Source organism: Spirosoma harenae, from assembly GCF_054776975.1.
Genome location: NZ_BAAHBD010000008.1, coordinates 191,540 through 216,866 on the forward strand (window position 1 = coordinate 191,540; position 25,327 = coordinate 216,866).

22 protein-coding genes and 1 tRNA gene are annotated in these 25,327 nt (G+C 47.9%); 15 read left to right on the forward strand and 8 right to left on the reverse strand.

From position 1 onward, the window contains the following. The first annotated feature begins 1 nt into the window (after nucleotide 1). The 6 genes from ACYVE4_RS09125 (at nucleotide 2) to ACYVE4_RS09150 (ending at nucleotide 6,063) form a co-directional block, all read left to right on the forward strand. Nucleotides 2-1,297 carry a CitMHS family transporter gene (locus ACYVE4_RS09125; RefSeq protein ID WP_461039241.1) on the forward strand — a complete coding sequence of 432 codons (1,296 nt, stop codon included), beginning with the start codon at nucleotides 2-4 and terminating at the stop codon, nucleotides 1,295-1,297. A 13-nt stretch (nucleotides 1,298-1,310) separates the two neighbouring features. Continuing rightward, nucleotides 1,311-2,633: an acyclic terpene utilization AtuA family protein gene (locus tag ACYVE4_RS09130; protein WP_461039243.1), complete on the forward strand. Its 1,323-nt coding sequence runs from the start codon at nucleotides 1,311-1,313 to the stop codon at nucleotides 2,631-2,633. Beyond that, nucleotides 2,630-2,947, forward strand: coding sequence for an AtuA-related protein (locus tag ACYVE4_RS09135; RefSeq protein WP_461039245.1), 318 nt, complete (start codon nucleotides 2,630-2,632; stop codon nucleotides 2,945-2,947). Before ACYVE4_RS09130 ends, ACYVE4_RS09135 begins: the two co-directional genes overlap by 4 nt. A gap of 148 nt (nucleotides 2,948-3,095) precedes the next feature. Then, nucleotides 3,096-3,854: an acetylxylan esterase gene (locus ACYVE4_RS09140; protein ID WP_461039247.1), complete on the forward strand. Its 759-nt coding sequence runs from the start codon at nucleotides 3,096-3,098 to the stop codon at nucleotides 3,852-3,854. 118 nt (nucleotides 3,855-3,972) lie between these two features. After that, nucleotides 3,973-5,403: a family 43 glycosylhydrolase gene (locus tag ACYVE4_RS09145; protein ID WP_461039248.1), complete on the forward strand. Its 1,431-nt coding sequence runs from the start codon at nucleotides 3,973-3,975 to the stop codon at nucleotides 5,401-5,403. Between the two features lie 465 nt (nucleotides 5,404-5,868). After that, nucleotides 5,869-6,063 carry an SDR family NAD(P)-dependent oxidoreductase gene (locus tag ACYVE4_RS09150; protein ID WP_461039250.1) on the forward strand — a complete coding sequence of 65 codons (195 nt, stop codon included), beginning with the start codon at nucleotides 5,869-5,871 and terminating at the stop codon, nucleotides 6,061-6,063. 145 nt (nucleotides 6,064-6,208) lie between these two features. Here ACYVE4_RS09150 and ACYVE4_RS09155 read toward each other — a convergent pair whose 3' ends face one another. After that, nucleotides 6,209-6,631 (reverse strand): DUF1810 domain-containing protein, encoded by a 423-nt coding sequence (locus ACYVE4_RS09155; protein WP_461039252.1) that lies wholly within the window; start codon nucleotides 6,629-6,631, stop codon nucleotides 6,209-6,211. A gap of 575 nt (nucleotides 6,632-7,206) precedes the next feature. Between ACYVE4_RS09155 and ACYVE4_RS09160 the strand changes: the two genes are divergently transcribed. From ACYVE4_RS09160 to ACYVE4_RS09170, 3 genes are all read left to right on the forward strand, one after another. Beyond that, nucleotides 7,207-10,419 carry a SusC/RagA family TonB-linked outer membrane protein gene (locus ACYVE4_RS09160; protein ID WP_461039254.1) on the forward strand — a complete coding sequence of 1,071 codons (3,213 nt, stop codon included), beginning with the start codon at nucleotides 7,207-7,209 and terminating at the stop codon, nucleotides 10,417-10,419. Nucleotides 10,420-10,438: 19 nt separating this feature from the next. After that, nucleotides 10,439-11,962, forward strand: coding sequence for a RagB/SusD family nutrient uptake outer membrane protein (locus ACYVE4_RS09165; protein WP_461039256.1), 1,524 nt, complete (start codon nucleotides 10,439-10,441; stop codon nucleotides 11,960-11,962). A gap of 111 nt (nucleotides 11,963-12,073) precedes the next feature. Continuing rightward, a complete protein-coding gene (locus ACYVE4_RS09170) occupies nucleotides 12,074-13,126 on the forward strand; it encodes a glycoside hydrolase family 43 protein (RefSeq protein ID WP_461039258.1) in 1,053 nt (350 codons plus the stop codon). Nucleotides 13,127-13,324: 198 nt separating this feature from the next. Here the strand turns inward: ACYVE4_RS09170 and ACYVE4_RS09175 are convergent, their stop codons facing one another. Then, complete coding sequence (locus ACYVE4_RS09175; RefSeq protein ID WP_461039260.1) at nucleotides 13,325-14,050, reverse strand: DUF3891 family protein; 726 nt, start codon at nucleotides 14,048-14,050, stop codon at nucleotides 13,325-13,327. Nucleotides 14,051-14,511: 461 nt separating this feature from the next. On the opposite strand from ACYVE4_RS09175, the gene ACYVE4_RS09180 reads away from it, so the two are divergent. The 3 genes from ACYVE4_RS09180 (at nucleotide 14,512) to ACYVE4_RS09190 (ending at nucleotide 17,654) form a co-directional block, all read left to right on the forward strand. After that, entirely contained in the window at nucleotides 14,512-15,663 is a 1,152-nt protein-coding gene (locus ACYVE4_RS09180; protein ID WP_461039262.1) for an NAD(P)-binding domain-containing protein, read from the forward strand. Nucleotides 15,664-16,170: 507 nt separating this feature from the next. Further along, nucleotides 16,171-16,683 (forward strand): hypothetical protein, encoded by a 513-nt coding sequence (locus ACYVE4_RS09185; RefSeq protein WP_461039264.1) that lies wholly within the window; start codon nucleotides 16,171-16,173, stop codon nucleotides 16,681-16,683. A gap of 635 nt (nucleotides 16,684-17,318) precedes the next feature. Continuing rightward, on the forward strand, nucleotides 17,319-17,654 hold the full coding sequence (locus ACYVE4_RS09190) for a hypothetical protein (RefSeq protein WP_461039266.1): 336 nt from the start codon (nucleotides 17,319-17,321) through the stop codon (nucleotides 17,652-17,654). Between the two features lie 32 nt (nucleotides 17,655-17,686). On the opposite strand, the gene ACYVE4_RS09195 is transcribed toward ACYVE4_RS09190, so the two are convergent. From ACYVE4_RS09195 to ACYVE4_RS09205, 3 genes are all read right to left on the reverse strand, one after another. After that, nucleotides 17,687-17,893: a hypothetical protein gene (locus ACYVE4_RS09195; protein ID WP_461039267.1), complete on the reverse strand. Its 207-nt coding sequence runs from the start codon at nucleotides 17,891-17,893 to the stop codon at nucleotides 17,687-17,689. A 164-nt stretch (nucleotides 17,894-18,057) separates the two neighbouring features. Further along, nucleotides 18,058-18,129: transfer RNA gene (locus ACYVE4_RS09200), tRNA-Arg, on the reverse strand. 77 nt (nucleotides 18,130-18,206) lie between these two features. Continuing rightward, nucleotides 18,207-18,857, reverse strand: coding sequence for a deoxynucleoside kinase (locus tag ACYVE4_RS09205; RefSeq protein ID WP_461039269.1), 651 nt, complete (start codon nucleotides 18,855-18,857; stop codon nucleotides 18,207-18,209). 194 nt (nucleotides 18,858-19,051) lie between these two features. Between ACYVE4_RS09205 and trhO the strand changes: the two genes are divergently transcribed. Then, complete coding sequence (gene trhO, locus ACYVE4_RS09210; RefSeq protein ID WP_461039271.1) at nucleotides 19,052-20,023, forward strand: oxygen-dependent tRNA uridine(34) hydroxylase TrhO; 972 nt, start codon at nucleotides 19,052-19,054, stop codon at nucleotides 20,021-20,023. Nucleotides 20,024-20,029: 6 nt separating this feature from the next. Here trhO and ACYVE4_RS09215 read toward each other — a convergent pair whose 3' ends face one another. From ACYVE4_RS09215 to ACYVE4_RS09225, 3 genes are all read right to left on the reverse strand, one after another. Beyond that, the gene (locus tag ACYVE4_RS09215; protein ID WP_461039273.1) at nucleotides 20,030-21,223 is read right to left on the reverse strand and encodes a threonine synthase; all 1,194 of its coding nucleotides are present in this window, start codon (nucleotides 21,221-21,223) and stop codon (nucleotides 20,030-20,032) included. Nucleotides 21,224-21,286: 63 nt separating this feature from the next. Next, complete coding sequence (locus ACYVE4_RS09220; protein WP_461039275.1) at nucleotides 21,287-22,192, reverse strand: LysR substrate-binding domain-containing protein; 906 nt, start codon at nucleotides 22,190-22,192, stop codon at nucleotides 21,287-21,289. 177 nt (nucleotides 22,193-22,369) lie between these two features. Continuing rightward, entirely contained in the window at nucleotides 22,370-23,359 is a 990-nt protein-coding gene (locus tag ACYVE4_RS09225; RefSeq protein ID WP_461039277.1) for a phytanoyl-CoA dioxygenase family protein, read from the reverse strand. Between the two features lie 158 nt (nucleotides 23,360-23,517). Here ACYVE4_RS09225 and ACYVE4_RS09230 point away from each other — a divergent pair, with 158 nt between their 5' ends. Both ACYVE4_RS09230 and surE read left to right on the forward strand, forming a co-directional pair. Further along, nucleotides 23,518-24,363 carry an AraC family transcriptional regulator gene (locus ACYVE4_RS09230; RefSeq protein WP_461039279.1) on the forward strand — a complete coding sequence of 282 codons (846 nt, stop codon included), beginning with the start codon at nucleotides 23,518-23,520 and terminating at the stop codon, nucleotides 24,361-24,363. A gap of 153 nt (nucleotides 24,364-24,516) precedes the next feature. Further along, the gene (surE, locus tag ACYVE4_RS09235; protein ID WP_461039280.1) at nucleotides 24,517-25,293 is read left to right on the forward strand and encodes a 5'/3'-nucleotidase SurE; all 777 of its coding nucleotides are present in this window, start codon (nucleotides 24,517-24,519) and stop codon (nucleotides 25,291-25,293) included. The last annotated feature ends 34 nt before the right edge of the window (nucleotides 25,294-25,327 follow it).

Consider the following 25,327-nt stretch of genomic DNA (forward strand, 5'->3'; position numbering starts at 1 on the left):
TATGCTTTCTCTCCTTGGATTTGCCACGATTGGGCTTTTTCTGTTGCTAATTATCAGCAAGCGATTGTCGGTTGTTACAGCGCTGGTTTTGGTGCCATTGGTCATGGGGTTACTGGCCGGATTTAGCCCGAAAGAACTGGGCGAAATGGTTCTGGCGGGCATTAAACAGGTCGCGCCAACGGGTATTTTACTCATGTTCGCGGTCCTCTATTTTGCGACCATGCTCGATGCGGGCCTGTTCGACCCGATCATTGCCGGAATCATACGGTACGTCAAAGGCGATCCGCTCAAGGTGATTGTCGGAACCGCTATTCTGACTATGATTGTCCATCTGGATGGCGACGGTACGGCTACGTTTATGATTGTGATGTCGGCCTTCTTACCTATTTACAAACAACTGAAAATCAATCGACTGATTTTGTCTGGCATTGTCGCGTTAAGCGTTGGTCCCTTGCACTTGGTTCCCTGGTCGGGCACATCGGCGCGGGCGATTTCAACCCTGAAGACCGATGCTACGCAGTTATTCAATCCGAACATTCCAGCCATCATCGCCGGAATTGGCTGGGTGCTTTTTGTGGCTTACTGGTTTGGTCAGAAAGAGCGTAAGCGATTAGGTATTACCGATCTGGTCTATGCGCATCACGAAAATTTAACCGAACAACAGCAACAGTTACGACGCCCTAAGCTATTCTGGATCAACGCACTACTAACGATTGGCCTCATTGTTACGTTAATGAAAGGCTGGGTGCCTACGCCCGCTTTATTTATCGTAGCAGCCGTTATCGCACTGCTCATTAATTACCCCAGACTGTCCGATCAGCAAAACGTACTCAAGAGTCACGGGAACAATATTTTTATGGTGTCGAGTATGATCTTCGCGGCAGGAGTATTTTCGGGTATTCTGACTGGGTCGAAAATGATCGACGCGATGGCAACCTCCCTGGTTTCGCTCATTCCCCAGCAACACGCAGCCTGGTTGCCGACGCTAACAGCCATTACCAGTATGCCAGCCAGTTTACTGTTTACGCCGGATGCGTATTACTTTGGGGTTGTACCGATTTTGAGTCAGACCGCTACGCAGTTTGGTATCGATCCACTTGAAATTGGTCGGGCTGCGTTGCTGGGCCAAATGACGGTCGGTTTTCCAGTAAGTCCGCTTACCGCTTCGACGTTCCTGTTAGTTGGTTTAGCCGAAGTCGATCTGGGCGATCATCAGAAATTCATTTTGAAATGGGCTTTCGGAACGACACTCGTGATGACACTGGCCGCGCTACTTACCGGATCAATTCACGTATGAACAGCGAGATACTATGAAAGGGCCCATTCGCATTGGCTGCGGAGCCGGTTTTTCCGGCGACCGACTGGAACCGGCAGGTATCCTGGCGCAGCAGGGACGATTAGACTATCTGGTATTGGAATGTCTGGCTGAACGAACGATTGCACTGGCGCAAAAACGGAAACGGCAAAATCCAGCATTGGGATACGATCCGCTATTGGAACGTCGTATCGAACGTTTATTACCCCATTTACTTGCCAACAACGTTCGTCTGATTACCAACATGGGGGCAGCGAACCCGCTGGCGGCTGCTCAGGTAATCGTCGGCATCGCGAAGCGTCTTGGCTTATCCATAACGGTGGCTGTCGTAACGGGTGACGATGTGTTTAGCCAGCTTACGGGCGATGAACTTTCGCTGGAAACAGGCAAACCTTTACGGGAAACCGGGCCATTAATTTCGGCAAACGCTTACCTAGGTGCCGACGCCATTTTACCTGCTTTGGCAACTGGCGCCAACATTATCATCACCGGTCGCGTGGCCGATCCATCGCTATTTGTTGCGCCGATAGTTCACGAGTTTGGCTGGTCGCTGGACGCTGCAGATCGGATTGGACAGGCTACGGTCATTGGGCATTTGCTGGAATGTGCGGGCCAGTTGACGGGTGGTTATTTTGCCGATCCGGGCAAGAAAGACATTCCAGACATGGCCCATCTGGGGCATCCTTTTGCTGATGTATCGACAGATGGCACAGCCGTATTTGGTAAAGTGGCTGGGACAGGCGGATTGTTAAGCATAGCGACAGCCAAAGAGCAGTTGTTGTACGAAGTCATGGACCCAAGCCGCTACCTGACTCCCGACGTTGTAGCCGATTTTACAAACGTACGTCTGGAGGAAATTGGGCCTGACCAAGTGAAAGCGACAGGCGGACAAGGAAAAGCCCGTCCAAATACGTTAAAGGTGAGTGTAGGGTACGATGCTGGGTTTGTTGGCGAAGGGGAAATCTCCTACGCGGGATCGAATGCGCTGGGCCGGGCGAAGCTGGCCGGAGCGATTATTCAGGAACGATTGCAGGATCACTTTACGGACCTTCGCATTGATTACATGGGCAGTACATCCGTTCACCGAACGAGCTTCGGAGACCATCCAGACCCGTATGAAATTCGACTTCGAGTAGCTGGTAAAGCGGCAACTAGTGGGCAGGCTGCTTTAGTGGGCGAAGAAGTCGAAGCGCTTTACACCAATGGCCCAGCGGGTGGTGGTGGCGCCCGAAAATATGTCCATGAAGTGGTCGGTATTGTATCGACACTCCTGGACCGCGATCAAATCAATCCACAAGTTACGCTCTTTCAATCATGACCATCAAACTTTATGACATCGCCCATAGTCGGGCGGGGGATAAAGGTAACACGCTGATACTCTCGCTGATTCCTTATAAACCGGAGGATTACCCGTTAGTATGCGAAAAGGTAACTGCTGCCGCTGTTAGTCATCACCTTCGGGATATTGTTTTAGGAGAAATCACTCGTTATGAATTACCAAACTTGCCCGCTCTCCAATTTGTCTGCCAGCAGGCGTTGAGCGGTGGCGTGACCACGTCACTGACAATCGACACGCACGGTAAAAGCTTGAGTTACGCACTGCTGGAGATGCTTATCGACAACGAGCTATAGCTAAATAAGCACGTTGACTCTTATTTAGGGAGCAAGAAATAAAGATACCTTCGACTATAAACCCGTTTTTGAAAGCATGAATTGTCCAGTAGAAGGGGCCAAGTTATGCTTTAAGTAGAAACTCTACTTCTTACGAATGGAATAGGCTATGAACAGAAAATACAATTACGTATTGCCGTTTATATCGTTTATCGTTTTATCCGGGTTACAACTAAGCTGCCTTACTGCTTTTGCTCAGGGCCCAGGTCCAGGGCAACGAATACCCCTCCCTCCCATCCCTATAAAAGGCGATACGACCCATACCCTTTCCAAACATTTTACGCTGGCTTCTGCCGCCAAAAAAGCACCGGATGCACAGGGGTTTATTCAACGATGGCTGGTGCTGGAACCGGTAAAGAAAGATATTGTCCGGAATAACATTTTCACTGACAATTACCTCCGAACAACCTTTTCAACCGATAATTTTTCCAGTGATTATACCCGAATTCCCAAAAATGGCGAAACGGTAACCATTGGAAACCAGACACTAAAATGGTATGCACTGGACAGCAAGGCATTCAATGTTAATTTATACCATTTTACCTATGCTCTTAACCAGCCAAAATTCGGAATCCTTGTCTGGCTGGTTACGGTCGTCGATTGTCCTGAAGAAATCCAAAACGTCAGGCTGGCGGCTGGATGTAATTCGGGCAGCATGTGGTGGTTGAATGGTCAGGAAGCCTTGTTGCTTTCCGGTGACCGGGATATGATTGCTGATAATGGTACCTCGGCCCGTTTGACGCTGAAAAAGGGAAAGAATATCATCCGGGGAGCCGTCATCAACGGACCGGGCATGGCTAATTTCTGTATGCGTTTTTTAGATGAAAACGGATCGCCCGTAACAAATCTCAGTATCCGTTACGAATAGCAGGTTGTAGAACCTGTTTAGAATGAGCGTTAGCTTAATTGTTTAAAATAAGCTTCAAACGATCGTTTTTGTCCTTCCTCGGAAAGACAAAAATGGCTCAATTCAAAAAACCTATTTCATGAAATCCTACCTGACAGCCTTATTTGCCTTAGTAATAACACAGACCCTACTAGCCCAGGTCGGAAGGCCCTTTATTCATGATCCCTCAACCGTTACCGAATGCGACGGTAAGTATTATACATTCGGCACGGGCGGTGGCGGATTAATTTCCAACGATGGCTGGACATGGTATGGTGGCGGGGTGCGACCGGGCGGTGGAGCGGCTCCAGATGTCATCAAACTTGGGGATCGGTATCTGGTCATCTATGGCGCAACCGGGGGTTCGCCCAACCACAAAGGCGCTATTCTGACCATGTGGAACAAGACACTGGACCCCAAATCGTCCGATTTTAAATATTCTGAACCTGTTGTCGTAGCTACGTCAGATGGCTATGAAGAGAACGATGCCATTGACCCCGGTGTGATGCTGGATCCAACTACCGGACGCCTTTGGCTTACCTACGGTACCTATTTTGGCTTCACCCGCCTAATCGAATTAGACCCTAAAACCGGCGGCCTCAAAGCAGGTAATAAACCCGTGGATGTCGCCATCGTCTGCGAAGCCAGTACATTGGTTTACCGCGACGGTTGGTACTACCTGCTGGCTACGCATGGCAGTTGCTGCGATGGAGCCAACTCGACCTATAATGTGGTAGTAGGTCGATCAAAAAAAATAACCGGCCCTTACCTCGATAATGTCGGCAGAAGCATGTTGCAGGGAGGTGGAAAGATGGTGGTGGCCACCCGTGGCGGATTAATAGGACCGGGACATTTTGGCCATATCATTCTGGAGAAAGGCGTTGAAAAAATGTCTATCCATTATGAAGCTGATTTAGAGCAGGGTGGCCGTAGCGTATTGGGTATACTTCCTGTGGTTTGGAAAGATGGCTGGCCGGTTGCCGGCGAAAAGTTTAAAGAAGGCACGTATGAAATTGAATCGGTACGAAGAGGCTATGGCTTAGAACTGGCCGTTGATTTTACACGAATGGCCGTTGGACCACGGGGATTTGGCCAGCCCAACAATGATCCTATCAAGCCTGTTTCGGCTCAGCAATTAGCTGATGTGATGAAAAACTGGCCGACAGGAAACATCAGTTTGCGAATAGGTGACTACATGTCCCGCCCCCATCAACAATGGACGATTACCGACGCACCTGATAGTACCGGGTATTTAGGTGGTCCCTATTATAAAATTGTACTGGCCGGAAGCAATCGGGCTTTAGCGGCCACGGCCGATTCCGAAGTCATCACTGTACCGGCCTTTACCGGCTCGCCCGAACAGTTATGGCGCATTGATCAATTGACGGATGGCACCTACCGAATCATGCCAAAGGTCGTACCAAATTCAGGAAAGAAAGTAGCGCTGGTATCTTCTGGGGACAGCACACCGACCCTGGCCGAATTTGATTTTACCAGCGATAATTCGAAATGGAATTTTAGGACTCCCTAAGGCTATCCTTTACACGTTGAAGCTGTGAGGATCGTCGTCTATTGGTTCTCAATTCAATGTTCTGTTCATCGATGAGGATTTAGTGCCGTTAATTCAGCGAAAAGCGCACCTTAGGTTAGAAACCCTCATTCAAGCAACAACTGAAAGGAGTACTCAATGAACCACCACCTAAAAAGACAAACCAGCATAACAATGTAGCATAAATTACTATCTCATTACCCAAAAAAAACAGCTGCGTATGTTGGCCGGTAGTCAAGTGTTGAGTCAGATTCAACGGCGGAGCATGTTTTATCGGATAAACACTTGCGGATCCAATGATTCCTCGCTTTCGGGCCTATTTTCGTAGAATTACTATCGAGGAAGTTAGCCTACCTGGAATTTTAGTAGATTTACTATGACAGCTTCACTGCCAAACCCAGATTAAACAGCGGTCATGAACTCATTTATTAGCTCTCGAAAAATCAAATGGGTACTAGTTACACTATCGCCAAAACGGCGGTAAACGGCTTGACAGCGAAATTAGCCCACGAAGAATCGGATACAGGTGTTCTGATTAATGCAGTATGCCCCGGTTTTACGGCCACGTTTGAGGGTGGCGAAGCGCTGGGGCTCGACCTGTATCGGAGGGTACTACCAGCATCGTATGGGCTGCCTTGTTAGCGGATAATGGGCCTACCGGAGGTTTCTTTCGTGATGGTAAGCCACTTCCCTAGTAGACTTGGTTGAGAAGTCAAAAGTTTTTGACTATGAATGGCAAGCCAGGAATCAGAGGTAATTCTTTAACAAATAATAAAGGGATAGCTATCTATAAGTTTTCACCTAACAAAGTCAGTGTTTTACTATCCGTCTCTCCCTGATAATATTTCGTTAAGATCTGCTGAAAGACAGGCTCCGTGGGTTTGACAAAGTTAAACAGAGTCATACTCGATTTCAGTTTTAGATCGTCCGGGCTACCCATAATTTGATGAGCTGTTTTCCCCTCAACTCCTAGCAGCGCCTGGGAGATTTCAATGAGTCGGCTACCCAATACGGGGTGGGCTAAGTACTCCTTGGCTTCCGCTACATCGGCAATAGCATAATATTGGGCCATTTGACTGAAGCCTAATCCGGCTAGCTGAGGGAAGATATACCACATCCAATGCGTTTGCTTTTGGCCGTTGCGAATTTCGGCTAAGGCTTGCCCATAGGATGAAGCTTGAGCGTCTACAAATCGATTTAAGTCATTCATAGTTTTCCTGGCAAAGTGAACAAAGGCCGATGCCCTATTTGGTTAGTCAATTAGGCTTTGTGAAGGATTGTCGCTAAGTTAAATACGGGAATGGTGTATTCCCATTAAGGCTTCCGAACTTAAGTAGTACCATCGAAAAAGCCCCTAATTTCTTCAATGATGCCCCTAATCTAGCTAATCCTTACGCTAGACACCTATTCAAGCTCATCCAAATCAGCTTAAGATTGGCCTTTCCCTCACTTCTCATTAACCTTATCAACGACCTTCTGGAGCAAACAGTTACTCAGTGAGTGCATTATAGAGCGGCTGCGATTCGGTAAAGATTAGCTTTTTGGCGATCTGTCCACAGCAGGATTGATGCAAGCTTGATTTTTTACGCTCAGGCAAGAGTATCTCAACTGTATGCAGCAAAAAAAATCGTTTAATTCAATTGCAATAGTATCTTTTTCATCAGTACTCCGTCTGAGATATTCGGGCGTACCTAACCATCTGTCTTGTACTACTTGCAAACAGCCAGACCATCAGCGCCCCAGTCCAATTAACAAATTACCCTATCAACAAATTGCTCAACTTTTATGAAAAATCGGTACGTACCCTTATCCGCCTTCTTACTGGGATTCGGCCTGAACTGCGTTGTCCAGCCATCAACGGCTCAACAACTGACGCAGGACAACTCCAGATTCGACGGCCTACAGATGGCACAGGCCACAAAAGCATTGCGACAGAACCATGCTCTGATGGCTCCTGTATCCTATTCTACCCTACGCTCACAGACGGTAGTGAAACGAATTACGGGTCAGGTTCTTGACGAAAACAACACTGGATTGCCGGGGGCATCGATCCTTGAAAAAGGTACCGGAACGCTGGACCGACAAAACGGTACTACGACTGATGCGAGCGGCAATTTCTCGCTAAACGTTGCCGATAATGCTACTACGCTTACGGTATCAAGTGTGGGCTACACATCGCAGGACGTATCCATAGCCAACACCACAACCGTCAGTATTAAACTGGTTCCAGATGCCAGGTCGCTCAATGAAGTGGTTGTCATTGGCTACCAAACGGTTCGCAAGCGGGACGTAACGGGTGCCAACGACGTAATCAATCCGGCTCAATCTAACAAAGTAACGGCCAACTCCCTCGCCGAATCCATTCAGGGGTTATCGCCGGGAGTAACGGTACGGAATACGGGTGTACCCGGTCAGCAAGCGTCGATTCAGATTCGGGGGGTTGCCAGTTTCCTGAATACGGATCCGCTTTACGTTATTGATGGGATGATTGCCGATGCGAACCCGACGATCAACAATGATGATATTGAGTCGATTCAGGTCTTGAAAGATGCGTCGGCAGCAGCTATTTATGGGTCCAGAGCGGCCAATGGCGTTGTTATCATTACCACCAAGCAGGGAAAGGAAGGCCCCATTCGCGTGTCGTTTTCGGCCAAATATGGAACACAGAACATCTACAAACGCTGGAATGTGACCGATGCTTCTGCCTTTGCCGCTCTGCAACGCCAGCAGTATCAGAACTCCGGCCAAACACCCCCCGCCAGCGTAGCAACGGGTACGTTTAACCCCAACATCAACACCGATTGGCAGGATCAGGTCTTACACACGGGCAGTTTGCAGGATTACAACCTGACCTTGTCGGGTGGCACCAAAACCGGCTCCTATTTGATTTCAGCCAGTTACTTTAAAAACGATGGCTACGTGATCGTTAGCAATTTTGACCGGGCGAGTCTGCGTATCAACACGAAAAGCCAGTTAGGCCGCTTTACGGTCGGCGAGAACGTCGTACTGACCAATTCGAACATTCAGAATCCACCCGGCGGTATCAACCCAATTTATGACATGGCCGGAATGCTGCCCGTGATTCCGGTGCAGGACCCACGCTACGTCAACGCCAGTAACCCGAGCGGCTACGGTATCGGTACAAACCCCGATGCGATTACCTACGCGTTTAACCCCGTAGCCGCGCGTAATCTGTCGACGGCCAAAAGCAATTTTGCCAAGGCGGTCGGCAATGCTTACCTGGACGTTAAGCTAACCGACTGGCTGACCTACCGCGCCAATGCGGGTCTGGAAGTGAGTTTCGATTATACGCAAAACCTGCGTCAACTCGGTGTCTATCAATACAGTGCATCGCCGGTACCTAGCTCGGTTGGCGAAGACCGATCCCGCTATTACAGTCTGTTGTTCGAGCACACGCTGAATTTCAACAAAGCATTTGGCCTGCACAGCATCAACGGCGTTGTCGGGCTTAGCCAACAAACCGCCCGGCGGGATAACACAGCTGGCTCCCGAACGAACCTGGCGACATCCGGCGGGCAATATTTCAATACGATCGATGCCGCAACGGGTATCTCAAACTCCGCTGGCGGCACCGGAACCGATTACCGGATTCTGGGCTACTTGGGCCGGATTAATTACGCCTACAATGACAGGTATCTGCTAACGCTGACGGGCCGGGTCGATCAGGATTCTCGATTTGGGGCCAACTACCGCACGGGATTTTTTCCATCTATTGCCGGAGCCTGGCGTATTAGTGAGGAGAAGTTTTTCCAGGCTCCCTGGATTTCGGACCTGAAAATCAGTGCCTCCTATGGAAAACTCGGGATTGTGGTGCCAACACTGGGCTCGTTTCCGTACACAGCCTTTATCAACAATAATCCCCGCGCCATTTTCGGTGTCGATCAAACGTCTAACGTGGGGGCTTATCAGGCCCAATTAGCTAATCCCGATCTGCGTTGGGAGCAACGGTTGTCGCAGAATTACGGCGTAACGGCCAGCTTCCTCAACAACCGTATTTCAACTGAGATTAATTACTACAATTCGCTATCGTCGGATGCCATTCTGAATCTGGCCGTACCGGGCTATTTGGGTAATCTTCAGGGAAATCCCTATGTAAATACGGCCTCGATTCGTAATCAGGGCATTGAATTTTCGCTAACGTATCGCAACAACGAGCACCCGTTCAAATGGGATGTATCAGGCAATTTCACGACCATCAACAACCGGATTGAGAACGTCGGTAATCAGGGGCAGAACATCAATTATATCCAGAGTGGCAACACCCGCTCGCAGGTCGGCCTGCCCGTTGGGCAGTGGTACGTACTGAAAACAGCGGGTATTTTTCAGACGCAGGAAGAGGTCAATAACTACAAAGGTCCGAATGGGTCGCTGATTCAGCCTAACGCCAAACCCGGCGACATTCGTTACGTGGACACCAACGGCGATGGACAGATCACCCAGAACGACGACCGGCAATTTGTGGGCTCTCCCTGGCCAAAACTTCAGGCGGGTGCCCAGTTTAATGGCAGCTACGGCCCGTTTAGCCTGAACGTGCAGTTGATCGGCGTGTTTGGCTACACGGTGTACAACGACGTCCGGCGGAGTCTGGATACCTACCAGAATACGAACTTCCGGGCAGATGTTAGTCCGTGGTCATCGACGAATACCAACACCAGCGATCCACGTATCGGCCTCGAAGCGGGCGATCAGGGAATTATTTCCAACAATTTTTCCTACACCGATCGCTGGCTCGAAAATGCGTCGTACGTCCGTCTCCGCAATGTGGAAGTAGGCTATACTTTCCAGAAAACGCTGCTCACCAAACTAAGTGTTCGCAATGTGCGGCTGTATGTGAGTGGTCAGAATCTATTTACGGTCACCAGTTATTCGGGGCTTGATCCGGACGTAACAGGAGCCAATATTCAGGAGCGCGGAGTCGATAACGGGCACTGGCCTTCGCCCCGTGTGATTTCTGTAGGTATAACCGGTGATTTTTAATCCATAACGCATCTCTATCATGAAAAATATATGTATCTGTCTGGGACTGGCAGCAATTTCGCTACTGACAGCCTGCGACCGAAATCTGAATATTGTGAATCCTAACCAGTTGACGGCTCAGTCGTTCTGGAAAACCGATGCCGATGCGCTGGCGGGTGTCAATGCGGTATACAGTACTACGCACCGGGGCGGTATTTCCCGCTGGATGCTGTTTTATTACATCATCCGATCCGATGAAGGACGTAGCCAGAGCCCGGCCACCGACATTGTGAACAACATGGATCAGTTTCTGATCACAGACTATAATTATGGTAATGCCGTGGCCGTATGGAATGACAATTACATCGGTGTGAATAGGGCTAACCAGGTGATTGACAACGTACCGAATATACCGATGGACGCTACGTTGCGCAACCGCTATATAGGTGAGGCTAAGTTTCTACGAGCGATGTATTATTACCACTTAGTTACGCTGTGGGGGAATGTACCGTTGATCCTACAAACGTCGGTAGTAGGCGATAAACCAGCTTCAGCAACGACGGCTCAGGTATGGGCACAGATCGAGAAAGACCTGACCGATGCTGCTGCCGTGCTACCAACGACTTACAACGGTGGTGATATTGGTCGAGCTACCAAAGGTGCGGCTTATGCCCTGCTGGCCAAAGCCCAGATGCAGCAACAGAAATACACCGAATCACTAACGCCTTTGCAATGGCTGGTGGAGGGTGACGGCAAAGCCATTTATTCGCTGACGCCCAGCTACCGCGACAACTTTTTGATTACCAGCGAAAACAACAAAGAGTCAGTCTTCGAATGGCAGTTTCAAATCAACACCGCGGAGAATACCGACGATGATAGCCAGACGCCGAATCAAAATTACGGAACATCGATAGCGCAGTTTTTCGGACCAAGCGGGATTGGCTGGTCGGATGGAGAAGCGCAGCGATGGCCTACCCGTGAATTCTACGAGAAAACAACGAACGGCGCCCGCGACCCTCGTCTGGAAGTGTCGTTTCTCTTCGACTCGACCAACGTAAAAGGCCCGGATTCGACGCTGATTTATGGACAAACATTCACCCAGCGGTACGGACGTGATAACAAACGTGTATGGTTCCGCAAGTTTCAGAATGACCACTGGAAAAATGAAGAAGGCTACCGTTCGCCCAACAACTGGCGGTATATTCGTTATGCCGATGTGTTACTGATGTACGCTGAAGCTTTGAACGCCACCGGCAAAACAACGCAGGCGTACACCTACGTTGACCAGGTACGGCAACGGGCTGGCTTGCCCAGGCTCACCACGGTCATGCCTGGCTTAACGCAAGCACAATTCTTAGCCCAACTCAAACACGAACGGGTAACGGAATTATCGGGAGAAGGCCACCGCTGGAACGACCTGGCGCGTTGGGGTGATCTGGGGCCGCAATTAGCCAGTCGTGATCCGGCTTTCTCAACGTTCGTAAAGGGGAAAAGTGAATTGCTGCCCATCCCCCAACTCGACCGCGACCTGAACCCAAACCTGACGCAAAATCCGAATTATTGATTAGGCGGTGAATTATTGACGTTACCGTATCCCGTATCCTCGGTCTGTGAGGACACAGACCGAGGATACGGGATACTCCCATCACGCGGCTTCGAAGTCTTTTCCCCAACGATGAAAAATTACCTTTTTCTATTTCTGATAGCCTTAACAATCGCCTGCAAATCAAGCGATACGTCAGTTACTACGCCGACGCCACCCGTCACTTCGGTTGATACGGTGGGGAAATTTAAGAACCCTATCCTCTCTCCCGCTCCCGATCCCTGGGTGATCTATAAAGACGGATTTTACTACGTAATGCATACCACTGGCAACAGCCTACGCATTTATAAAACCGCTGCGATGAGTCGCCTGAGTACGGTCAGACCGGTTACAGTATGGACACCGCCTGCCACCGGGCCAAACTCGCGCGATATTTGGGCACCTGAACTTCATAACGTCAACGGTGTCTGGTATATCTACTATGCTGCTGACAACAATGGTGTCGATGCTACGCACCGTATGTTTGTGCTCGAAAACAAAGCGGCTGATCCAACCACCGGCACCTGGACCGACCGGGGGCAACTGAATCTACCCGACAATAAATGGGCGATCGATGGTACGTTGGGACAACTGAATGGCCAACTTTATTTCGCATGGTCGGGCTGGGAAAACGACCTTGGTGGCTCGCAACATATTTATATCTGTAAACTAACAAACCCCTACACCGCCGAAGGTACACGTATCCGGGTGTCGACACCGGAGCTGGCCTGGGAAAAACAAGGATTTCCGGTCAATGAAGCGCCCGAATTTCTAACCCACGCCAACAAAGTGTTTCTGATTTATTCAGCTAGTTTCTGCGGTACGGATCAATACGCGTTGGGTCAGCTTTCGGCAGATGCAAGCGCTAATCTTGTTACTCAAACATCGTGGACAAAAGCGCAGAATCCTGTTTTTGGTCCGTATGCGAGTGGCAGTGTCTACGGAGTGGGCCACAACAGTTTTTTCACTACACCGGACTCCAAAGAGAACTGGCTGGTTTATCACGCGAACGCAGCCCCCGGACAGGGTTGTGGAGATTTTCGATCTGCCCGAATGCAGCCGTTTAGCTGGAAAGCAGACGGATCGCCCGATTTTGGGGCACCCGTTAATTTGACCGAATACCTCAAACGCCCTTCGGGTGAGTAAAAAATCTTAGGAGTTTATCGGTCAACATATTGCCCTTTAAACTTAAAGACCCACAGACGCTTTTCTGCGAAATGCCGGGTTGCGTATCGATCATTTATTGGTGAGAAAAGGGTTGCCAGAGCTGTTGGTTGACGCTGGTGTTGATCGACAAGTTCCTGGTTGGGAAACCATGCCCTTGTCTGGATTACATTAAGTTAGTTACTGTCTGAACTCCCACCGCTGGATCATTACAGGAGCCTCCTGAATGGCCTGGTAAAGCTGATGATCCGATTTAAAAACAAGTTGATTCAGTTGAAATGTCTCAACGTGCACCTCAACACTAGATTGCTCATACGGCCAGGGATCGAGAGCTAATGAACCGTCGGTCCGCTGATACAGAAAATAAGATACTCCATCTGGTCCCACGCTCACTTCAATTCGTCGCTCTTCAGGAGGAATTTGCTGCTGACACAGAATCAAGGATAAGGCATCGCACCATTGCAGGAAGCCATACGCATACTCGGATTCAGCTTTCGTCGATTTCGTTTCTTTTCGCCATTGCGTCTGATTGGCCAATTGCTGCTCTAAAAACGTATCCAACTGTTGACTGCTTCCTCGTTTGGGCTCATATAGAAACGACGTATGCATCGACATCAATAAGGCATTCCAGCGGCTTTTTTGCAGGCCAATCTGAATAAGATTCCGGCACTGCTCCAGCGAATAATCAACCAGTTTGAAATGAAGCGGAGCGCCTGAAACCGTTAAATGATTTCGACCTTCCCAGGCCACTTGTCCGTCGTCATGCTCAGCGACAGCGATGATCGTTTCAGTCCAATGGATTGGGCGTTTATCAATCTTCCAGGCTAAGGCGAGTTGTAAAGCAAGTAAACCATGAGCAGGCTGATGAATGAGCTGCCAGCCAGATTCGTTTTGGGTAGTTAGCATACGTAATGAACTAGAAGTATCCATATGCCTATCTGTACTGGGCATAGGACTACCCACATACAACTGCAATGCCGATATAAATGTCAGGCCAAAATCGTTGATTGTATCAATAACTAGGTAACGGTCTCTTCTGGCTAAGCCTTTAGCTATAGGGGTTCGTACCCTTATTCGTTTACGGGTTACAACTCCGCTCAGTCAGGCAATCATAAAGGCAATGACAATGGAAGCGCGAACAATGGAAACAGGTTGGGATAATAGTCGACAAACGGCCTTGGAGCCCCGACAGACCCTAAGCCATTCAGTAAGCTGAACGTTATTTTCCTGAATGCATTGACGCCTAAAATTCACAAAGGGCAAATTTCTTATATTGCTTCGAATCGGAAGAAGTGGGTTTATTCCTTGCTGGGCTACCCATGATTTTATCAGTTTAAGCCCCCTGGATCAACCATAAACATCAGCTCATGAAGCACTCAACCCGTACCCTCATTGTTGGCGCTGGCCCATTTGGTCTTGGTTTGGCCGCTTATTTACAGCGACGGGGATATGATTACCAACTCGTTGGCAAACCCATGGAGTTCTGGCAAAACCAGATGCCAGAGGGAATGTTACTCCGCTCGAATGCCAACTGGTACATTGATCCTGATCACCAGTGGACAATTGATGCTTTCCTGGCGTTGCACGATCCACTCCGGCAGTCGACAGTCCCCATTTCACGGGAGCAGTATATTGCTTATGTAGACTGGTTCCGTCAACAGGCCAACATCCCCGTCACACCCGCTTATGTCCAACGTTTAAGCCACGATGCGGGCTTGTTTACCGCCGAGTTAGCGAACGGCCATACTATTCAGGCGCAAAACGTTGTGCTGGCTACTGGCTTCGCTCATTTTGCATTTTCCCCTCCTGAACTGGTATCCCTCTTACCAGCGGGCCGTTTTCAGCACAGCTGCAATGCGGTTACAATGAGCGCCTATCAAGATAAGCGGGTTTTAGTAATTGGTGGTCGGCAGAGTGCCTTTGAGTCAGCCGCTTTACTGCGGGAAGCTGGTGCCCGGCATGTTCACATCAGTTATCGGCACGACACGCCCCGTTTTGAAGAAGCAGACTGGTCATGGGTCGAAACAATTGTCGAGCAAATGGCTAGTCAACCAGATTGGTTTAGTCGTTTATCAGCCCAGCAACAGCAATCGTATCGCTACAAATTATGGGCAGAAGGACGTCTGAAGCTGGAACCTTGGCTTGAAAAGCGTATTTGTCAGCCGGGGGTCAGTCTTTACCCGCGCACGGAGGTCGTACAGGTAAGCCAAAAGCCTGATGATTCACTCCAGGTCGGGTTAAACTCTGGCCAGCAACTGGCCATTGATGCGATCATTCTGGCAACGGGTTATCAGGTCAATGTAGCTCACCTACCGTTTCTTTCTGAATCTATTCAGGCAGCGCTGAAGACCTTAACCGGGTCTCCCTTGCTGGACCATCAGTTTCAAAGTAGCATTCCCGGCCTGTACTTCAGTAGCTTTGCAGCGGGTCAGAGCTTTGGTCCCTTTTTTGGGTTTACCGTCGGAGTCCGTACTACTGCCCACTTGATCGGGCAGGCTCTGCTAAGTACCCCAGTCTAAGGGCGTACATACTAGCTTAGTCACTATTCGGTCATCATTCAGAAAAACATTCAGTTCTCTAAAATAACATTTGTTGCCAGCTTTTTCCGGTCATTTCGTTATCCCCCGACATACTCCATAAAACAAAACCCTCACCAATCGGTAAGGGTCTGTAATCGTAACTTGAACTTTAATACCCAAATGTACAGCCCCACTGAGGGATCAGACCATTCGATTAGTTAATTTAATTATTCGGCAACTTGCCCTGAAACTCCCGGCCCCTAGAGCCGGGTTTTTAGTAGAGCTTTCACCAATTTTCTCCAGTGTGAACAACAAACGATCTGTCTCGCAGTTGTTTTTGATTCGAGTTGCATTACATATGTTGGGTTTATCAGGTATCCAGTTGGATTGAAGAAAGAATGTTTACTTTTTTCATTTTTCGTTAATAGCTAATTAGTCCCAACTCGTTAAATTAGGCCTTACAAGGTCTTTTTGGACCAGCCTTCCGTATCTACTTACTTAACCATCATGACTATTCCTTTTCAACTGCAAGCGTTCCTGCTGATTGTTGTTTCGGCCATAGCCGTATTTCTGCTGTTTCGAAAAATTACTTTTGGGTGGAAATGTCCTGCCTGCGGTGACCGCTCCCCTGATCGGATTCCGCGCCCGATGATCGTCCGGCATCTGCTAGGTTTTCTCCCTCTGCAACGCTTTCAATGTGAAGTTTGCCGGTATCGTTTTTATCAGGTTGTGGTTGAATCATCACCCAATAAGTCTTCTCAACCTATCAGGGTGTTACTCCTTCAAAAACTTACCTTCTATCTTTTTCCTTTTCTTTGTCTAAATGCATTGGCTTTCCTAGTGGTTTTCATATGGATGTTTAGTACTGGGCAATTTCTATTGAGTGTCCTTGCTTTTATGTTGCTGTTATCCACGGATTTACTCATTCTTATTGTCAATCAGGCGATGATGCGTGATGAGTTGAAAATAGCAAGTGATTCAACCCAACCTTTTGAACAGGTGCAATCTGCTAATACCTAAACAAGCGGTCATTCTATCCAGCTACGCACAGAAAACATTTAGTTTTTACGCGTTGTTATGGCATTGAGGAAAGTTTTTATAACTATCCCGGCCACTATCATGAAACAAGAACGCATTAGGTTTACAGACCTTGTGCCAGACACCTGGACGTTGGTGATCGCTACAGCCACTGGTATGTTCAGTATTACAGATAGTATAAAATTTGATTACGCATCAACCTTAGTAGAGTAGTCAACCTGTTATAATAAAAAAGCCCCTGCCATCACTGGTTAGGGGTTTTTATTTCTGTGGAAAGTCTATGCTTAAGATGGAAATATTTGGACTAAACCCATCTGCTTTTCTCAACAACAATAAAAAAACCTTAATACCTCTGGCACTTACTAATATTTTACCATTTAATATATTATTATATTATTCATTTATAAATAGGCTAAATTAGTAACAAATCAGTCAGTAATAACTGCACACCTAATCCAGGTATTTTTCACTAATAGGCTCCAAATAGCTGAAAATCAAGCGCTCAATACGTAAGAAAGATGGTATTAACGAATGAGATAACATACCTGCCTGATCATCAGTCAAAGCATAATATTAAGAACGTACCTACTCGATCAAAAAAGAGAGCCTACCTCGTTTTGACTTCCATCTGCCAGCCGCTGGTCGGTTTTTGGGGTGCTATGACGGGGCGATATGATGCCCTAAGGAATGCATACCTCCAATTACAGGCCTCTACCATCAATACTGACCAAGCTCGTCTAATTTATGGTTCTTTACTCGTAAAAGGATTTGTCAATAATAAGCACTATCTGCTCGATTGGTTGGTGAGAGAAATGCAATTTGAGGCCTTCGCAGCTGCAACTTCCGACCGGGAATGGGCTGCTATACAAGACTTAGAACTGGCGAACTACGGATCTAAAGAAGATCGAATCGCATTGTACAAAGAGCGCTTAGCCAGGACACTCTGGAAGTAAAATTATGTAATGTATGGGAGTATATTAGAGTTTTATCTACCCAGAATCATCTTCCTGATCGTATGAACCGTATCGACCTGGAAAGTAATTTTCCCTTGCTGGATAAGTTGATCATACTCATCCATATGGATTCCCAGCCGAATACACAGATAAGCAGCAATAACAATCACAATCCAGCGCAGGTACTCCCCGGTCGGGCCATCAGCGAGTCGCCACAAGATCAAATACCAACTTTTCATTCTCTCGGGCTAATTGAATTTAAGGAATGTCAGATTAGTTTCTATTCCGTTTACACCGTCAAAGAAATAAGTAGTGAGTGGTGCTATAAATATCAGGTATGCTTTTAGACTAGACATCAAAAAAGCCCTATACGCTATGTATGAGGGCTTTTTGACATATTTTGTGGCTTTATAGGGACTCGAACCCCAACCAACAGTTCCGAAGACTGTGATGCTATCCATTACACCATAAAGCCGTATCCGGTTTGCAAAAGTAATCCTATTTTCCTGATTTCAAGCCAGCAGGCGCAATCAATTCAGTAAAACGCAATTTTTATTTTTCATCGGGCTGGTTCAGCGTGCCATTTAACAACTCGATTACTTTCTGAAAATCACCAGGTCGAGCTACATAATCTAGCGTATTCATATCTAGCGTCAACAGGGGCCCTAACTCGTAGGAAACAGCAAATTCTTCGTAAAGCTGGTTCAGGTCATTCAGGTATTCATCGCTGATCGACTGCTCGAACGATCGACCTCTTTTCTGGATTCGCTGGCGTAACCGGGGCAGATCGGCTTTGAGGTAAATCATCAGGTCAGGTGGCCGGACCAGACTCATCATATTCTCGAATACCTGCCGATACGTCTGGTAGTCGCGTTCGGTCATATCGCCACGCTTATGAAGGTTTCGGGCGAAAATGGCCGCATCCTCATAAATCGTCCGGTCCTGAATCATAGCGCGTGGTTTAAGCAATTGCTCCTGCGCCAATTGCTGACTATCAATAATTTTCTTCATCTGGGCGAATCGACTATTCAGAAAAAAGATCTGTAAGTTGAACGACCATCGCGGCATATCGGCGTAGAAGTCAGCCAGATACGGATTCCCTTCCACGGCTTCATACAGTACTTCCCAGCCGTAATGAGCGGCCAGCATTTCGGCCAGTGTAGTCTTCCCCGCTCCGATATTTCCCGTTATCGCGATATGCATAAGGAGTGATGAACGATGAGTTATGAGCGATGAACAATAAAGAGCGAGCGACAGCTACTCATATCTTATAGCTTATCATTCATCACTCCTTTACAAACGACTGATGACTATCGACTGTTTTGAGTTAATTTTGTAAGTAGGAATGAATCATTGAGGGAACTCTGTTCACAAGTTTACTCGTTCGCCTGTCAACTATGAAACCGTACCGCGTTCTTTTATACTATATTTATTCTCCCATCGCGAACCCTGAACAGTATCGGGAGGAGCATCATTTGCTGTGCCTGAATCTGAATCTACTGGGACGCATCATTGTAGCGCCCGAAGGACTTAATGGCACCGTTTCGGGCTTGACTTCCGATTGCGAAGCGTATATGGAAACGCTCCGCAATGATCCACGTTTTGCGGGAGTTGAATTTAAGATTGATGAATCTGACGGACATACGTTTCAGAAACTACACGTACGGGTCAAACCGGAGATTGTCCATTCAGAATTTCTGGTCGATCCACTCATACAAACGGGCATCCATGTTGAGCCGGAAGAGTTTCGTCAACTCAAAAACGATCCTGATGTCGTGCTGGTCGATATGCGCTCGAACTATGAGCATTCGGTTGGTAAATTCAAAGGGGCTATTACGTTCGACATGGAAAACCTCCGCGAACTACCTGAACACATCGCTGAAATCGAGCACCTGAAAGGCTCCGGGAAAAAGATTGTTACCTATTGCACAGGCGGTATCAAATGCGAAAAAGCTTCGGCCTATCTGTTATCACAGGGGTTTGAGAATGTCTATCAACTCCACGGCGGCATTATCAAATACGGTATGGAAGCTGGTGGCGAAGATTTCGATGGCGAGTGCTACGTATTCGACAATCGCGTTACCGTACCTGTCAATCATGTCAATCCCGTTGTATTATCCACCTGCCATCGGTGCGGTACCCCTACGAGCCGAATGGTAAATTGCGCCAGTCCAGCTTGCAACAATCACTTTACGATGTGCGAAGCTTGCGGCCTTGAACACCAGGGCACCTGCACCGACGACTGCAAAGCCGATCCAAATCTACGTGAGTACGACGGCACAGGGTACTACGGTAAAGTGACCCAGAGCTATTCGCCCCTGCAGGGATTCAAGAGCCGGAAAGGCCAAAAAACGGAAGTAAGTTTGTAGGAGCGCCTACCAGTTCCCTTTGATGTTGTCGAGATATTTCTGACCGGAACCCGTATTCAGGAGTAAAACATGCTCATCTGGACGGAGCCAACCTTGCCGAAGCAGCTTCTTGGTTGCGGCCCAAATGGCTCCACCTTCCGGGGCAACAAACATTCCTTCCTGGCGGGCCAACTCGCTCACACTTTCCAGCATATCCTGTTCAGCTACTGCCACAGCGGTACCATCAGATTCTACTAACGTATTCAGAATCAGTGGTTCGCCTAGCGGACGTGGCACTGCCAACCCATTGGCAATTGTCGGCTGACCATTGTACTGTTTACTGTTGTGTTGTTCTCCCTGCCAGGTAGCAACGATGGGGGCACACCGCTCGGCTTGTACAGCCACCATGCGAGGGAGCGGTTGATCGTTCGGAAGCCAGCCGAGTGCTTTCATTTCGTGAAAGGCTTTCCAAATACCTATCAGGCCAGTACCACCACCCGTTGGATACATGATTACGTCGGGCAATTGCCAATTCAGCTGTTCGGCAATCTCAAAGCCCATCGTTTTCTTACCTTCTAACCGATACGGTTCTTTCAGCGTCGATACATCAAAAAAGGCTCCATCTTGATTGAGTTCCTTAACCTTCACTGCACAATCATTAATCAACCCGTCGACCTCAATCAGCCGAGCACCATATCCAATACATTCTTCCTTAAATGCATCGGGCGTATGACGCGGCATTACCACTATGGCTTCCAGACCCGCCCGGGCACAGTAGGCTGACATCGCCACGCCCGCATTTCCAGCCGTTGGAATAATACATGCCCGTTCGCCATTCTCTTTAGCTTTCGAAATTGCCATCGACAAGCCTCTCGCTTTAAACGAACCTGTTGGATTCAATCCTTCATCCTTCAGCGCCAGTTGTGTTAGATTGTATCGTTCTCCCAGCCGCTTGAGCGGCAAAATGGGTGTAAATCCTTCGCCTAAACTAATCTGATTTTCAGGCTGAATAACAGGCAACAACTCTTCATATCGCCAAAGCGATTTAGGACGCGTCAGGAGATCTCCCTGCAATACACTGCCTATGTCCAGAATATAGTCACAAAGCAGCGGTGCCTGGCAGCAGATTGAGACAGTCTGACGAATGAATGGTTCGTGAGTTGTTCCGCATTGCGAACAATGCAGATTTCCTAAAAGTGATGAGGTGATGGCGACGTTCATGGTTGTATTTTTCCGAAAAATCTCGGTTACCAACCCATGAAGCAAATACCGATTCGAGATGAGTTATTCCGTTTTGGAATAATATCGCTGTGTAAATTGGATAAAGGCACTCACCAGCCGATTATTTTCGGTGCCTTTTCGCTGGATAAAATAGAATGTGCGCTGTATCATCAGATCGCGGATGGGTACCTCGACCAATTCACCAGCGACCAGCTCTTTTAGAATCGCTCGTTTTGGTAAAAAAGCCAGGCAGGTATCGGCCAGTACAAAATTCTTGAGCGCTTCTGTACCGCCCAGCCGAATCAAAATCCGCAGAGAAGGCAGCCCAAGACCCCGTTTCGCCAATTCAGCTTCGATGACCGCCAATGTCCCAGAACCATTTTCCCGAATCGCCAGCGGAATAGTAGGTAAATCACTGAGCGATAGAATACGTTCTCGAAACGGGCTTTTGGCAGAGCAAACAGCCAGCACATCGTCGGTCATAAAGGGCGTATAAGTCAGCGTGTTGATTTGCGACATGGCCTCCACAATACCAACGTCAATATCATGCGCCAGCAGGGCATTCTGGATATTGTTCGAATTGCGGTTTAATACGTTGATCTGAATGTGCGGATACCGTTGAAGATAAGCCGATAATACAGGCGGCAACACATACAAACTAATGGTAGTACTGGAGCCAACGGCAAGTTTGGTTGGCGGCAGAAAGTTCTCATTGATCTGTTGCAGTTCTTGATGTAGTTCTTCCTGCAACTGCCCGGCTTCCAGCAATTTCGTGTATAAAGCCTGTCCGGCAGGAGTTAAGCTGATGCTCGTGCCGTGTCGTTCAAACAGTCCTGTCTTATAAAAATACTCCAGCGATTTAATGTGCTTGCTAATAGCCGACTGACTCAGAAACAACGTCTGACTCGCCTTGGTAAAACTCAGCAAACGAGCGACTTCTAAAAAAATCTGGTGCCGGGAGGAAAGCATATTGGGTTAGCTGTTCCATTACGAAACAACGTCAAAGATAACCCAACAAACTTATTTTTTGAGCACTGGATGCTCCCACAACCCAAGCAAATCCCCGTGTCTGTGTCCTCACAGACACCTTTCCGGCAGGTAATTTTTGCTGACGCATAGGTGTCTGTGAGGACACAGACACGGGGATCACAATTCCGTTTCCCAGCTATCCAGCCCTAACAGTTTACGGCCAAGTGGAGAGAGTTCGGCGGTCTGATAGCGTTCTTTTTCCCAGTTTCGTGGATCGCCGGGGAAAGCGTAGCCTTCGGGAGCTTGCCGATCACGCCAGGATGCAATCCGCCATTGCCGCAATGCTTCGTTTTCTTCCTGTGCGGGCATCATCGAAATGTATTGCGCAATCCGCACCTTGTCCTTCGATAGGTTCGGACGAATACCGTGTGGCTGAGTACTGTTAAAAATCAACAGGTCGCCCGCTTCCATTTTCACTTTGTCGAACTCAAATCCGGTTGTATCTGGTTTGAAATGGTCACGATCGGCGGGTTGGGTTAGTTTCCAGGTATCATAGGTGCGGTACAACTCGGGAATGCACTGAAATCCACCCATATTTTCGTCGGTCTGATCGGCCAGGGCCAGTACACCCTGCACATTCTGCGGGCGTGTTTCCGGATCATAATCCCAGTGAATAAACCCTTTGAATTCATGACCAGGCCGAACGGGGAAGTTCAGGTTTGCCCGATCAATTGTAACCCATAGTTTTTCTGTTCCCCAGATGTCAACAAAAGCATCGTATACGCGGGGATATTGCCGATTATCCCATTCATATTGATGGTTGTATAATTCAACCATACCACTATTGGTCAGCTCCTTCATCTTCATTTCGGCACGCGGTGGGGCATACCAAGTAGTCGGATCATCAGGATTTTTTTCTTCAAATTCCCACAGAAAATTGGCCAGTCGTTGTGCCTGTTCCTTGGGTACAGCCTGCTTGATCACAATATATCCGTTATCCTTCCAGAACGTCCAGTCTTCTTCCGATAGTAATCGAAGCGATTTCTTATTTGATCGGTCGTTCAGGCCAATTTTGCTGCTAGTGGCTGTTGATGGATTTCCTGGAATGTCTTTATGGGCGTTGTCGGGAATCATGGTCGGAGCCATGGTAGGCTGCATTGTTTCCATACGTTTAGGATTTTTTACCTTTTTTATTGAAACAAAGTTAGCCTAACCCATCAGGCTATTTCCACATCAATACTGTCCTTTTTTTGCACTATATTGCTGTAATACTTCTTATTATCTATTGAATTCAGAAATAGTGAGCAAATTTTATCGAGAGAAACATGCGTATTGCGTTTGAAGAAATCAGTCCCGACGTAGATAGTTCGTTTCATATTCTGGAAACGCCCCGGCTGAGTGACGTTTTTCTGTGGCATTATCACCCGGAATATGAGATTGTGTATATCACAGGTGCCAACGGAACCCGACACGTTGGCGATCATATTTCACGCTACGAAGGCAGCGATTTAGTTTTTATTGGCCCTAATATTCCGCACCTGAATTTTGATTACGGTGTTCGGACTGATCACCGAAAAGTAGTTGTGCAGCTCAAAGAATCGTTTCTGGGTGATCAGTTTTTGAAAGCGCCAGAATTTGCGGCCATTACCCGGCTCTTTGAGCTGGCTCGCACAGGTATATCGTTTCATGGTGAAACCAAACAACGCGTAGGCAAACAACTCGAAGCATTACCTACTCTCCCACCCTTTGAGCGGTTGATGTCCTTACTCACAATCTTTCATCAGTTGGCACTTAGTACAGAACAAACCTTATTGAATGGGAAGCCAGTCAGTAATGCGTATAAATTGAAGGAACAGCAGCGCCTTCAACGCGTGTACCAATTTATCGAAGAAAACTACCAGCGTCAAATCGATATTATCGAAATAGCCAACGTAGCTAACCTGACGAAAGCGGCTTTCTGTCATTATTTCAAACGTATGACCCACCTGACATTCACGCAGTTCCTAAACCAATATCGTATTCACCAGGCTCAGCAATTACTACTGCTCGATCATAACGTAACCGAAGCCTGCTTTGCCAGTGGATTCGACAGTCTATCCTATTTCAATAAAATTTTCAGGCGCGTAACTGGCCAAAACCCATTGCAATTCAAAAAGAACCATCACTCGTGAGTAACCTTCCCACCCACCTACCTATAAATTTCATCTACTCCTTCCACCCTATTTGCGTAGTATTGCATGGAATTTAACGATGAGTGATGAACGATAAGTGATGAACGGCCCGCTGTTCATCACTTATCGTTCATCACTCATCACTTACTTTTTATGTCCGACCAGAAACCTCTGATTTTAGTTACGAACGACGACGGTATTACCGCTAACGGCATCCGCACACTGGTTGAATTAATGAAACAACTGGGTACAGTGGTTGTCGTGGCTCCAAACAGTCCTCAGTCGGGAATGGGCCATGCTATTACGATTGCCAATCCTATCCGGCTCTATCCCTCCGATATTTATGGCGACGTACCGGCCTACGAATGCTCGGGCACCCCAGCCGATTGTGTCAAGTTGGCAAAGCACCATGTGTTGAAAGATCGTGTTCCAGATTTAGTGGTTAGTGGCATCAATCATGGTAGTAATTCGTCCATTAGTATTCTTTATTCAGGCACTATGTCGGCGGCTATTGAAGCGGCTATCGAAGGCATTCCAGCCATCGGCTTCTCGCTGGGTGACTTCAGTCGGCAACCTGATTTTACGCACGCACACGAACATATTCTGGCTATTGCTCGTAATGTATTAGAGCAGGGCATGAAACCCGGAACCGCGCTAAATGTCAATTTTCCAGCCCGTGGTGCCGAACCACTGAAAGGCATTCGCATCTGTCGACAGGCCAACGCGAAATGGCAGGAAGTATTCGACGAGCGACGCGATCCACACGGTCGCCGGTATTTCTGGCTGGCGGGCGATTTTGTCAACTTCGACTCCCACGCCGAGGATACCGACGAATATGCCCTGGCAAATAACTACACATCAGTTGTTCCCTGTCAGTACGACCTGACCGCCTACAGCATGATGGACGAATTGAAAAACTGGAAGTTGTAATTGTAAATGATGAATGATGAGTGATGAATGATTT